Genomic DNA, 13,090 nt, shown 5'->3' with positions numbered 1-13,090 from the left:
GGGCTGTTTCCCGTGGGGCGAGGGGTAAGTCCTGTGTTGGACGGACGACCCCTGCGTTGCGTTCCGTGACCCGACGGTACCGACATCACTGCGGCACCCCCAGTCCCCGGGCGAGCAACGGCCACGACGCGGTGAACTCCTGTTTCCAGTAGGCCCAGCTGTGCCCTCCTCCTGCGTAGAAGTGTGTGGTGACCGGGATGCGCTGCAGCGCGAGCGCGTCGGTGAAGCTGTGGGCTGGGGGCCACAGGGCGCTCTCCAGCGCCTCGGGCAGCCAGTCACCCGTGCCTCCCGCCAGCCCGCTGCCGCTGGAGACGTACAGGGCGGTGCCGCGCAGTCCCGCGGCCCGGTTGCGCGGGTTGAAGTCGAGCCAGGTGAGCAGGTTCAGGAACGGATTGCCCCACAGTGACGTGGGCACCAGGTTCTCGCGGGCCACGATGGCGTCCATCAGGGTGGGGACACCGGGCGCCATGGTGTCGAGGATCCCGCTGTAGGAGGCCGCCGCGGTGAACGTGCCCGGGTGCCGGGCCGCGTGCGCCATGGCGCCGTAGCCACCGGTCGACACCCCCGCGACGACCCGCACACCGGAGGCCCGGTAGTCGCGGGCGAGCAGCGCCGGAACCTCCTTCAGCTGGAAGGTCTCGTAGTCGGGCCCGCCGCGCCAGGCGGTGGGAATCCCGGTGGGCCCCGCGTCGGGCATCGCCACGATCAGGTCCCGGCCCTCGGTGAAGGCCTCGATGTCCGTCTCCCGCGTCCAGGACGTGTAGTCGTCGTGGGCGCCGTGCAGCAGATACAGCACGGGGTAGGTACGAGTGGGCTGCGAGCCGAAGCCCGACGGCAGGATCAGCCGCACCGGCGCACTGCGGCCCAGGGCGGCGGAGGACACGGACACGTCGACGGTGCGTGACCCCAGTGCGGCGGCGGTCCGGGCGCCGAACAGGACGGCCAGACCGGCACCGGCCGCGGCCTTGGTGACGGTACGTCGGGACACTCCGGTGGTGCGACGGTGCATGGCGGCTCTCCTCGGATCACGTTCAGCGGGTCCCGTCGGCGAGCTCGCGCCCCAGACGGGCGGCGATCTCGTCGACGTGCGGCGGGTCGAGCAGCGACAGATGGTGTCCCGCGACCGGTACGACGGTCAGGCGCGGGCACACCTCGTCCCAGCCCAGCGACTGGTCGTCGCGTTCGTAGGCGGGGTCACGCACGGTGTGCGGGGCGGGTTCCGTGGCCCGGTACAGGACCACCCGCCCGTCGTGCCGGCCCGGCCGGTGGGCCTCGCCGATCCTCAGGTCCAGGTAGGAGGAGCGCTGGTGCTCCAGGGCGGCGGGCGGCACGTCGGCGGACGCGCGCAGGATCTCCAGCACGGTGTCGATGCGCTCGCCGTCGTCGTCCATGGCGACGAGGTCGTCGTACGGCAGCTCGAGCCCGACTCCGTAGGCGTCGCGGACGTGTCGGGCGAACCCCTCGAAGTGGGCGCGCAGCCGCTGGGCCGGTGTCCGCTCCGGCTGGGGAAGGGGGCGTACGGAGTCGATGAGGACCACGAGGTCCACGTCCCGCCCCGCCGCGGTCAGTTGCCGCGCGGTCTCCTGGGCGACGAAGCCGCCGAAGGACCAACCGCCCAGCAGGACCGGCCCGTCGGGGTGGACGGCTGTGACGGCCTCCGCGTAGCGGCGCGCCTTCTCGGTCACCGTGGGGGCGTCTTCGAGGCGTTCGAGACCGTACACCGACAGCTCCTCGCCCAGCCGTTCGGCCAGCGCCCGGTAGACGTCGGTCGTTCCGCCGGCGGCGTGCACGAGGAAGAGCGGGGGACGCCCGCCGGTGACGTGCAGCGGGCGTACCGGCCCCGGCAGGACACGGTCGGCCAGCTCTTGGACCGTGGTGGCGCCGAGCAGGTCGCGCAGCGGCAGCTCGACGCCGAACTCGCGCTCGACGGCCGTGCGGACCCGGACCGCCATCAGCGAGTCGAGCCCGAGGCCGGCCAAGGCGGTGGCGGGCGTGATCCGGCCGGTGGGGTGGCCGGTGACCGTGGCGATGTGGTGGCACAGACGGGCTGCGACGGAGGTGTCCTCGATGTCCTCAGGTACCTGCGTCCGCGCCTTAGTGGGCGCCTTCGCGGGCGACACCCCCCGCCCGTCCGACCACCAGTGCCGCGTGTGCTTCCAGCGCGGCGCGGGCAGATCGACGACCCGTCCCGGCGGCAGCGGCAGCCGTCCGCCCGCGCAGTACAAGGTCCCCACCTGCGTGAGGAAGTCCGCGCATCCGTCGGCCTCCCGCCGGAGTGTGCCGATCGTGAGGGCACCGGGCAGGTTGTCGGTGATCGCCCGGGCCAGGACCGGGTGGGGCGAGATCTCGACGAAAGCGGTGTGGCCGTCGGCGGCGGCCGCGGCGACGGCCCGGTCCAGCCGTACGGGCCGCCGCAGGTTCGCGGCCCAGTGAGCGGCGTCGAAGGCACAGTCGCCGCGCGGGTCGTCCAGGACGGTGGAGTAGACCGGCACGAGAGGCGCTCTGCCTCCGACGTCGGCCAAGGCCTCGGTCAGCTCCGCGAGCAGCGGCTCGACCTGGGGCGAGTGCCCGGCACCCACGACCCGCATGGACCGGGCCGCCCGCCCTTCCCGCTCCAGCCACCGCACCAGCCGCGCCACCGCCGGTTCCTCACCGGTGACGACCTTCTGCCCGGGCGAGGAGTGAACGGCGACATGCACGCCGGGGAAGTCCCGGTCCAGGGCGTCGAGTTCACCGTCGTCCAGGTCGACGACCGCCATGGCCCCGCCCTGCAGCCTGCTGAGCAGCCCGGCCCGTACGGTGACGATCCGGGCGCCCTCCGCCACGTCCAGCGCACCCGCGCACACCGCGGCGGCCACCTCGCCCAGCGAGTGGCCGATGACGGCGGCGGGCTCGACGCCGTAGGAACGCCACAACTCGGCCAGTGCCACCTGGAGTCCGAACATCACGGGCTGGGCCGCCTCCAGCCGGTCGAGTTCGCTCCCGGACGTGAGACGGTCGTACAGGGACAGCCCGCACTCCGCGTCGAGCTTCTCCACGGTGGCGGCGAAGGCGGGCTCCTCCGTCAGCAACCGGCGTCCCATTCCCACCCATTGGCTGCCGTACCCGGAGAACACCCACACCGGGCCCGGTCCCACGAGATCACGCTCACCGGTCACGACCCGCCCGTGCGGGCGCCCCTGCGCCAACGCGTCCAGCCCGTCCGCGAGTTCGGCACGGTCCCGGGCGACCACCGCCGCCCGCACCCCTCCGCGGCCGGTCCGTCCGGCCAGCGTGCGCGCCACGTCGGCGGGATGCGCGGCCGCCGTCCGCAGCCAGTCGGCGAGCCGGGCCGCGGTGTCCCGCAGCCGCTCCTCGTCCACGTCGGACAGGAGATGGAGCCGGGCCCCGGGCTCCTCGCCCGGTCGCGCGGGCAGCACGCCCGGTCGCCATTCCTCCAGCACCACATGGGCGTTGGTGCCGCCGAACCCGAACCCGGAGACCCCCGCAGTGGCGGTGCCGCCGTAACGCGGCCACGGCTCGTCCTCGGACACCACCCGCAGCCGAACGTCGTCCAGGGCGCTGCCCTCGGAGCAGTGCAGGGACGGTGGGATGACGTCGTGGTGCAGGGCGAGCACCGTCTTCACCAGCCCGGCGATGCCCGCGGCGGACTCCAGGTGCCCCAGGTTCGACTTCACCGAGCCGAGGAGCAGCGGCTGGTCGGGATCGCGGCCCGCACCGAGCACGGCGCCGAGCGCGCCCGCCTCGATCGGGTCGCCGAGCAGGGTGCCGGTGCCGTGCGCCTCGACGTAGTCGACGTGGGCGGGGGTGAGTCCGGCACGGGCGTACGCGGTGGTCAGGAGGGCCTGCTGGGCGGCCGGGTTGGGGGCGAGGAGGCCGTTGGAGCGGCCGTCGGAGTTGACGGCCGTGGCGCGGATGACGGCGAGCACCCGGTCGCCGTCCCGCTCGGCGTCGGACAGCCGCTTCAGGAGCACCGCCGCGCAGCCCTCACCGCGGCCGATGCCGTCGGCGTCCGGCGAGAACGGCTTGCACCGACCGTCCGGCGCGAGAGCGCCCGCCCGCCTGAACGCCACGGTGACGGTGGGGGAGAGCAGCAGATTGACGCCCGCGGCGATCGCCGTGTCGCTCTCGCCCGTGCGCAGGCTCACGCAGGCGTGGTGCACCGCGACGAGCGAGGAGGAGCAGGCGGTGTCCACGGCCATGCTCGGCCCACGGGTGTCCAGCACATACGCCAGCCGGCCCGCGGTCACGCTCAGCGCACCGCCCGCCGGCGCCCAGGGATCGACGGCCGCCGGGTCGGCGCCGGTCAGCGAGCCGTACTCGGGGGCGGAGACGCCGACGAAGACACCGGTGGCCGTGCCCGCGAGGGACGCGGCGGGGACGGCGGCATGGGCGAGGGTCTCGTGGACGACCTCCAGGAGGATCCGCTGCTGGGGGTCCATCACGGCGGCCTCGCGCGGGGTGATCCGGAAGAAGTCCGCGTCGAACCCGGCGATGTCGTCGAGGTAGCCGCCGTACGGGAGCGCGTCCTCGGGCGGGAAGGGGGTGAAGTCGCGCCAACGGTCCTCCGGGACCCGTCCGATCGCGTCGACGCCGTCGGTCAGCAGCCGCCAGTAGTCGGCCGGGCCGTGCACGCCGCCGGGGAGGCGGCAGCCGAGCCCTATGACCGCGACGGGCTCCGAGGGAGGAGCCACCGCGGCGGGCGCGGGCGGCACGGTCGGCGATGGTATGCGGCACAGGTGCGCCACCAGAGCCTCCCCGGTGGGCGCCTCCCACAGCAGCGTCGCCGGCAGCTCCCGTCCCGTCAGCCGGGAGAGTTCCCCGGCCAGCACGACCCCGTCCCGCGAGGACATGCCGAGATCCGCCAGCGGCCGGTCCATCGCGACCTCCGCGACGGCCGTACCGGTCCACGCGGCGACCCGCTCCGCGACCAGGCGGCGAACCGCACCCGCGTCCACGGCCCTCACGCGGCGCCGTCCGCCACGTAGGCACCCGCAAGATAGCGTTCACGTGTCAGCGCCCGCGACACCTTGCCGCTCGACGTCCGCGGCACCGTGCCCGGCGGGACCAGCAGCACGTCGGCGAGGCGCACCCCGTGCCGTCCGGAAACGGCCGCGCGCACGGCCCGTACCAGAGCCGGTACGTCGATCTCGGCGAGGCTCGTGGTCCGCGTGTGCTCGGCCACCACGACCACCCGCTCACCGGCGCCGCCCGCGACCCCGAACGCGGCGAGCCGGTCGCGCCGGACAGCCGGATGCGTGTCCTGGACGGTGGCCTCCAGGTCCTGCGGATAGTGATTGCGGCCGTCGACGACGATCAGGTCCTTCAGCCGACCGGTGACGATCAACTGCCCCTCCAGGACCGTTCCCAGGTCACCGGTGCGCAGCCGGCCGTCGGTTGTGAAGACACGCCGGGTCTGCTCTTCCTGGTTCCAGTAGCCGCGGCCCACGTTGGGGCCCCGCACCTGGATCTCACCGACCTCGCCCTCGGACAGAAGGTCGCCGGAGACGGGATCGACGATACGGACCTGCTGCCCCGCCGGGACGCCGCAGCCCGCCAGCAGCACGGCCCTGGGGTCGTCGGGCCGGGCGGGCAGCGCCTTCCCCTCGGCGAGCGCGTCCCGGTCCAGGGCGAAACGCCGCAACGGTTCCCCGGGCCGGGCGGCGCTGACGAAGACGGTCGCCTCGGCGAGCCCGTACGAGGGACAGTGGGTCTGCGCGACGAGCCCCTGACCCGCGAAGGCCGCCTGGAACCTGTCGGCCGTGCCGGGGCGGACCGGCTCACTGCCGTTGATCAGGGCGACGATCCCGTCCAGCCGCAGCTCCGCCTTCTGCGCGTCGGTCACCGCCGAGGCGCAGTAGTCGTAGGCGAAGTTGGGCGCCGCGCTCAGCGCGCGCGGATGCGCGGCCAACAGCCGCAGCCAGCGGGCGGGTTCGTGCAGAAAGGCGACCGGATCCATGAGCACCGACAGCAGCCCCCGCACGACCGGGGCGGCGATGCTCAGAACGAGCCCCATGTCGTGGTACAGCGGCAGCCAGCCCACGCACGTCACCGGATGGGCATCGGCGCCGTAGGCGCCCAGCGCCTGACGGGCGTTGGCGACGACATTGGCGTGACTGATCTCCACACCCGCCGGGGTGCGAGTCGAACCGGAGGTGTACTGGAGGTAGGCGACCTCCGAGCCGACCGGCTCCAGGTCTCCCGCGGCGGCGTCCGGGACCTGGTCCACGGCGACGACCCGGTCGCACAACTCCTGTACCTCACCCAGGTGCCGGCTCGTCGTCACGACGACCGAAGGCCGCGCGTCGGCCAGGACCGCCGTGAGCCGGTCCCCCTGGCCCGGCAGACCGGGCGGATACAGCGGTACGGCGATGAGGCCGGCGGCGAGCGTCGCCAGGAAGCCGGTGACGTACTCCAGCCCCTGGGGGCACAGCAGGGCGACCCGCGCCCCGGGCTCGGCCTCCTCGGCGAGCCGGGCGGCCACCGCCCGTATTCGCACGTCGAGGCGGCGCCAGGTCAGCGTGCGGTGGACGCCCCGCGAATCCGGGGCGGGATGGTCGACGAAGGTGAACGCCCGGCGGTCGGGGCTCGTTCGGGCCCAGTGCTGTACGTACTCCGGCAGGCTCCGGAACGCGGGGGCGAGCGGGGGACGGCGGTTGTCCATCGGGCAGGTCTCCTCGCGAGGCGGGTCAGAGCGGGATGTTGCCGTGCCGGCGCTCCGGCATCGGGGAGCGCTTGCCGCGCAGCGCGCGCAGGGCACGGCAGATGTGGTCACGGGTCTCGCGCGGGGCGATCACGGCGTCGACGTACCCGCGCTCTGCGGCGAGGTAGGGCGTGCCGTGCGTGCTCTCGTACGCGTCCACGAGCTGGGCCCGCAGCGCCTCGGGGTCCTCGGCGGCGGCGAGTTCACGCCGGTGCAGGACGCCCACCGCACCCTCGGCGCCCATCACCGCGATCCGTGCGGTGGGCCAGGCGAGGTTGATGTCGGCGCCCAGGTGCTTGGAGCCCATCACCGCGTACCCGCCGCCGTACGCCTTGCGCACCACCACCGTCACCTTCGGCACGGTCGCCTCCGCGTAGGCGTACAGCAGCTTGGCGCCGCGCCGGATGATCCCGGCCTGCTCCTGCCGGACCCCGGAGAGGTAACCCGGCACATCGGCGAAGGTCAGCAGCGGAATGCCGAACGCGTCACAGAACCGTACGAACCGCGCCGCCTTCTCGGAGGCGTCGATGTCCAGCACACCGGCCGCGTGCGACGGCTGGTTGGCGACGACACCGACGGGCGACCCCTCGACGAGCGCCAGCGCACAGATGATGTTCGGCGCGAACAGCTCCTGCACCTCCAGGAGCTCACCGTCGTCGACGACCGCCCGCAGGATGTCCCGCATGTCGTACGCCTGCCCGAGCCGGTCCGGCACGATCTCGTCGAGCGGCACGTCGGCGGGCGGTGGCAGGGGAGCGTACTGCGGCGGCCGCTCCAGGTTGTTGGCCGGCAGGTACGACAGCAGCTCCCGTACGGTGTCCAGGGCCTCCGCCTCGTCCGCGGCGAGGAAGTGGGCGTTGCCGTTGAGGGAGTTGCTGGTGCGGGCGCCGCCCAGCTCCTCGGCGCTGGTGCGCTCCCCGGTGACCGCCTCGATGACGTCGGGGCCGGTGACGAACATGTGCGAGGCGCCGTCCACCATCACGGTGAAGTCGGTGATGGCGGGGGAGTAGGCCGCACCGCCGGCACACGGGCCCAGGACGACGGAGATCTGCGGGATCACCCCGGACGCCTGGACGTTGCGGCGCACCAGCTCGGCGTAGAGGGCGAGCGAGACGACACCCTCCTGGATGCGGGCGCCGCCACCGTCGTTGAGCCCGATGACCGGGCATCCCGTCCGCAGGGCGAGGTCCATGAGGGCCACGGTCTTCTCGCCGAAGGCCTCGCCCATGCTGCCGCCGAAGACCGTGGAGTCCTGGGCGAACACGCAGACGGGACGGCCGTCGATCGTGCCGCACCCGGTGATCACCCCGTCCCCGTAGGGACGACGGGCACCGTCCCCGGTGGGCCGGGAGCGTACGAACAGACCGGTCTCGGTGAACGAGCCGGGGTCCAGCAGCAGGTCGATCCGCTCCCGGGCACTGAACTTGCCGCGTCTTCTCGGTCCGTTACCCGCCACGGCCTGTGCCCGGCGGGCCTCGAGCGCGAGGACGCGGTCGGCGGTGCGGTCCGGCAGACGTGTCGTCGTCACCTCTAGTGTCACAGCCACCTCCGAAGTGGCCTTCGAATATGGCAGCGCCGCCACGGCGCGCCGAGCCCAACGCCGTGCTGTTTGCGCGAGGTGAGTCCCGAGGGGCCGGCCTTAGTCCGTGAGTGACAAGGACCTGTGCGCGACGCGGAACGCCCCCTGTGCACTGCATTTGAGACAACCTGGCCGGAGGGAAGGTGCAGACCTATTACGGAGTTCGGCCTTTTCGCAGGCCGCGGGATGGCGCGGACGAGTATCGACGCACGTGAATGAGTCAGTTCCCCGATTCGGTTCGACCGGCCGGTTGATAGTTCAACGGGGGCACTGCAACAATCCCGGTCCTGGCCTCGTCGCCACCCCCGACTCCCCGGCCGACCGCCCTACCGGGCTTGTCGTCAAGCACGAATTCGAATCACGTGAATTCAAGATTCACGAACCCCCCACAAGACCGCACGAGCACGACTCCGGCATGCCTTTGATGCATCGAGCGGCGCGGCAGTAAAGAAGGTGCATGTGTCACGGCACTCCACGGGGCTCGGCGGGCCGCCGCCCCCCTACGAAACGGGCCCCGAACCGGCGGACCGGCCATCGGTGTTCCGCGAGCCCGCGTTTCAGTCGCTGCGCCGCGGCCACCGCCGCTTCGGAGTCCGGGCCACGGCCGTCGCCGTCGGCGGCTTCCTGCTGTACGTCCTGCTGTCCAGCTTCGCACCCGGCCTGATGAACACCTCCGTGAGCGGCCATCTCACGGTCGGACTGGCGCTGGGTCTCGGGCAGTTCGTGCTGATGGGCGTGATCGTGTGGCGCTACCTCGTGCACATGCGCACCCGGGTCACCCCGGTGGTCCGCGGTCTGCGCGGGCTGGTCCGCCACCACGCGAGCGCGGAACGCGAGCGCGCCGCCTTCGAGGCACGCACGGCCCCCCGCGGTGAGGAGTACCGCCCATGGTGACGCTCGGTGCCTCCGTCGTGGACCGCCTCAGCCTGCAGCTGACGCTCGTGCTCTTCCTGTCCGTCGTTGTGGTGACCCTGTTCACCGCGTTGCTCACCGCACCACAGCGCGACGAGATCGGCGAGTTCTACCTCGGCAACCGCGCCATGTCCCCGCTGCGCAACGGCCTGGCGATGTGCGGCGACTACCTGTCGGCCGCGACCCTCCTGGGCAGCACCGGCCTGGTCGCCCTGACCGGCTACGACGGACTGCTTTATCTGTGCGGCACCGCGGTCGCCTGGATGATGGTCCTGCTGCTGATCGCCGAACCCCTGCGCAACACCGGCAAGTTCACCCTCGGCGACACCCTGGCGGTACGGCTGACGCGTATGCAGCGGCCGGTCCGCCTCGCCCTCGCCCTGTGCACGCTGGCCGTCACCACCCTCTACCTCGTCGCCCAACTCGTCGGCAGCGTCGCCCTGTTGACCCAGTTCACCGGCGAACCGAGCGCCGCCACCCGCACCCTGTGCGTCATCGTCATCGGCACCGTCGTCATCGTCTACGCCGCCATCGGAGGCATGCCCGGCGCCACCTTCATCCAGGTCGTCAAGGCGGTCATGCTCATCTGCGGTGTCACCGTGGCCGGCGTGATGGTGCTCCACCGCTTCGACTGGAACTTCGAGAACCTGCTCGCCGCCGCCGCGGACAACAGCGGGCAGGGCGTACGGTTCCTGGAACCCGGACTGCGATACGGAGCCAGCGCCACCAGCAAACTCGACTTCTTCAGCCTGCAGTTGGCCATCGTGCTCGGTCTCGCCGCTCTCCCGCACGTGATGATGCGCCTGCTCGCCCCGAAGTCGGTCGACGTCCTGCGCACCTCGGTGGTGTGGGCCATGGGCCTGGTCAGCCTCGTCTGCCTGGCGGCCGGAATCCTCGGCCTCGGCGCCACCGCGGTCCTGGGCAGTGACACCATCGCGGAGAACGACCGCACGGGGAACGCGGCCGTGCTGCTGCTGGCGCACGAACTGGGCGGCGCCGTCCTGACCGCCCTGCTGTCCTGTCTCGCCTTCGTCACCCTCCTCGCGGTCGCCGCGGGTCTCACCCTGGCCGCCGCCTCCTCGCTCGCCCACGACCTCTATGGCGAGGTGATCCGCAAGGGCAGGGCGACGGAGACGGAAGAGCTGGCCGTGGCCCGGCTCGCGGCGGCCGTCATCGGCGTCCTCGGCATGTCGCTCGCCCTGATCTCCTGGGGGGCCAACTCCGCGACCCTCGCCTTCCTCGCTTTCGCGATCGCCGCCTCCGCCATCCTCCCGACCCTCGTCTACAGCCTCTTCTGGCGGCGGTTCACCGCTCAGGGCGCCCTTCTCAGTCTCTGCGGTGGCCTGCTCACCTCGGTCCTCCTCGTCGTCTTCTCCCCGGTCGTCTCCTCCGCCCCCGCCTCGCTCTACCCGGACGCCGATTTCGCCTGGTTTCCCTTGCAGAATCCCGGAATCGTCTCCATCCCGGCCGGCTTTCTCCTCGGCTGGCTGGGCTCGGTACTCAGCCCTCCGGAAACGAAGGAGACGTACGAGGACTTCGAAGTGCGCAGCCTCGTGGGGGCCGACTAGCCTATTTCCCGCCACCTTTCGCGAATCGTGTGACGAATACGTGGATATTTCGTCGACGGCAGATCATGGCTTGCGGCAACAACGCCCGTGCAGTAATTAGGTGATGTATGAACTTGTTCAACCGTGGCACCCCGTTCCGTCGCGCGGACCGCACGGAACCCGCCGTCACTCAGCCCCCCACCGGGTCGTCGGCCACTGCCACAGCCGTCCTTCGCGATCCTGGACTGGCGGCCCTGACCGGGGAATGGGCCATCGACCCCGCACACAGCAGGATCGGCTTCTCGGTGCGTCACGCCATGGTGACCACCGTGCGCGGGGCGTTCCTGGAGTACCAGAGCCGCCTCTACTTCGACGGCCGCGACCCGTCCCGCTCGAAGGCGGAGATCATCATTGCCACCGAAAGCGTCGACACCGGTGTGGAACAGCGCGACGGCCACCTCGTGGGCCGCGACTTCCTGGACGCCGCGACCTATCCGCGCATGCGGTTCCTCAGCACCGCCGTGGAGGCGGTCGGCCCCGACGTGTACCGGATGAGCGGCGACCTGACCATCAAGGCGACCACCCGCCCCGTGGTCCTGGAACTCACCTACATAGGCCATGTCACCGACCCGTTCGGCTACCAACGGGCCGGCTTCGACGGCACCACCACCATCAACCGCTCCGAATGGGGCCTGACCTACAGCACCAGGCTCGCCGAGGGCGGCGCCATGGTCAGCGAGAAAGTACGCCTCCAGTTCGACATCGCCGCGATCCGCACGCCTCCGGCCGGCTGACCCGGCCCTACCGCGAAGAGCGGGCCACGAACTCGTCGGAGTCCGTGGCCCGCTCCGGTGTTCCCGGGGCCGTCAGCGCCCGCGCACCAGCCCCGCCAGGTAGCGCCACAGCGACGACCGCGGCCGTACGGCGGACTCGTCGGCCGGAGCCGAGTCGACCGGCGCGGGCAGAGCCGGGGGAGGGGGCACCGGCAGGGCCGCCGCGTCCGAGAGGGTGTAACGCACGGGGAGTGACCGCAGACCTCGCATGAACGGCGAGGAGCGCCAGGGCAGTTGGTCGACGGGCAGCGACAACTCCAGCCCGGACAGCCGCTCGAAGAGCCTGCTCACCCCGATCGCCGCCGCTCCGCCCGCCAGTTCCCGGGCCGGACACTGGCGTGGGCCCGCGCCCCAGGACAGGTGGGCCCGCGTGCTGATGGTCGACTCCGGGCAGACCTTGCCCGCGAACGCCGGGTCCGCGTGCGCGGCGCCGACCGACACCCACACCGGATCGCCCGCCGCGATGGTGTACTCGCCGAGCCGCATGTCGGTCAGCGGGAACCGTGGCACGAAGTTGATCAGCGGTGGCTTCTGCATCACCACCCGGTTCATGGTCTCCCTGATCAACCCCGCCGACAGACTGGCGCTCGCGGGCAGGTTCCCGGTGATGACCTCGACGACCGTGTTGGAGATCAGGATGCCGACATGGTCCGAGGTCATCCCGAGCAGCATCATCAGCTCGCGCGACAACTCCTCCACGCTCAGCCCGGGATGGGAGGCGAGCAGGTAGGAGGGGAAGTCGTCGCCGGGCTGCTTCATCTTCCACGCGCCGAGCTCCGACAGGGTCGCCAGCAGCCGCTCCAGCGCGGGCCCCGCGTCCGGTCCCGCGTCCAGCACCCGCCACATGTCCATCAGCGCGTCGTCGTGCTGCGAGCCGGGGAAGCCGAGCAGATGGCTCGCCACCATCAACGGCAACGGCCGTGCGAACTGCGCCGACAGATCGGCCCACCCCGTGCGCCCGCCCTGTGAGAACAGCGTGATCAGCTCGTCGGCGTCACGGGTGATCCTCGCCTTGAGCCGCTTGGCCACCGGATGCCGGGGGTCCTGGAACGGCCGGAGAGCGGTGTCCCAGGCCACCCGGAGGCCCCGGTAGCCCTCACCGCCCTGGATCAGCACATGGTTGACGTCCAGCGACGGCGCGAGCGGCCAGTCCTCGGGCAGCCGCCCCTCCCGCCGCGCCCGCCAGTTCTCGAGCCCCTTCGGCCAGGCGTGGTCGTCACGGAGAACCTGGAACGCCTCCTCGTAGCCCAGCACGAGCCAGACGGGCACTCCCAGCAGGTCGACCGGCGCGACCGGGCCGTGCGCCCGGCGCAGACGCTCGTACACGATCGCCGGGTCCCGTTCGTAGTCGCGGGTCATGAGCGGTTCGAGACTCATCGACTCCAGCGACCCGTGACCGGCTGCCGCTCCGCTGTCCAGTTGGACCCCCATGGCTTCCTTCCCTCGGTCAGGCGCTACGCCAGAGTAATGTGACCCGCTGCGCTGCCCTCATGGCGGGGGGTGATTATCGCCCCGG

General features: G+C 72.0%; 8 protein-coding genes. 3 read left to right on the top strand and 5 right to left on the bottom strand.

The features are described from left to right. Window positions 1-85 precede the first annotated feature (85 nt). The 4 genes from BFN33_RS03760 to BFN33_RS03745 are packed head-to-tail and all read right to left on the bottom strand — an operon-like array spanning window position 86 to window position 8,231. A complete protein-coding gene (locus BFN33_RS03760; RefSeq protein WP_069758367.1) occupies window positions 86-1,009 on the bottom strand; it encodes an alpha/beta hydrolase family protein in 924 nt (307 codons plus the stop codon). 22 nt (window positions 1,010-1,031) lie between these two features. Next, on the bottom strand, window positions 1,032-4,967 hold the full coding sequence (locus tag BFN33_RS03755) for a type I polyketide synthase (RefSeq protein WP_069758366.1): 3,936 nt from the start codon (window positions 4,965-4,967) through the stop codon (window positions 1,032-1,034). Beyond that, complete coding sequence (locus BFN33_RS03750) at window positions 4,964-6,664, bottom strand: fatty acyl-AMP ligase (protein WP_069758365.1); 1,701 nt, start codon at window positions 6,662-6,664, stop codon at window positions 4,964-4,966. The genes BFN33_RS03755 and BFN33_RS03750 overlap by 4 nt, the downstream gene beginning before the upstream one ends. Before the next feature lie 25 nt (window positions 6,665-6,689). Then, window positions 6,690-8,231 (bottom strand): acyl-CoA carboxylase subunit beta, encoded by a 1,542-nt coding sequence (locus tag BFN33_RS03745; RefSeq protein ID WP_069758364.1) that lies wholly within the window; start codon window positions 8,229-8,231, stop codon window positions 6,690-6,692. A gap of 510 nt (window positions 8,232-8,741) precedes the next feature. On the opposite strand from BFN33_RS03745, the gene BFN33_RS03740 reads away from it, so the two are divergent. From BFN33_RS03740 to BFN33_RS03730, 3 genes are all read left to right on the top strand, one after another. Beyond that, window positions 8,742-9,176 carry a DUF485 domain-containing protein gene (locus BFN33_RS03740; RefSeq protein WP_069758363.1) on the top strand — a complete coding sequence of 145 codons (435 nt, stop codon included), beginning with the start codon at window positions 8,742-8,744 and terminating at the stop codon, window positions 9,174-9,176. Continuing rightward, entirely contained in the window at window positions 9,170-10,762 is a 1,593-nt protein-coding gene (locus tag BFN33_RS03735) for a cation acetate symporter (RefSeq protein ID WP_069758362.1), read from the top strand. Before BFN33_RS03740 ends, BFN33_RS03735 begins: the two co-directional genes overlap by 7 nt. 107 nt (window positions 10,763-10,869) lie before the next feature. Continuing rightward, on the top strand, window positions 10,870-11,535 hold the full coding sequence (locus tag BFN33_RS03730) for a YceI family protein (RefSeq protein ID WP_069758361.1): 666 nt from the start codon (window positions 10,870-10,872) through the stop codon (window positions 11,533-11,535). Window positions 11,536-11,607: 72 nt separating this feature from the next. Here the strand turns inward: BFN33_RS03730 and BFN33_RS03725 are convergent, their stop codons facing one another. Then, window positions 11,608-13,005, bottom strand: coding sequence for a cytochrome P450 (locus tag BFN33_RS03725; RefSeq protein WP_069758360.1), 1,398 nt, complete (start codon window positions 13,003-13,005; stop codon window positions 11,608-11,610). Between the last annotated feature and the right edge of the window lie 85 nt (window positions 13,006-13,090).

The organism is Streptomyces sp. LUP47B (genome assembly GCF_001746295.1).
In the GTDB taxonomy this organism is placed as follows: Bacteria; Actinomycetota; Actinomycetes; order Streptomycetales; family Streptomycetaceae; genus Streptomyces.
Note: the sequence above shows the minus strand (reverse complement) of the source record. Positions and strands in the feature narration are given on the sequence as shown.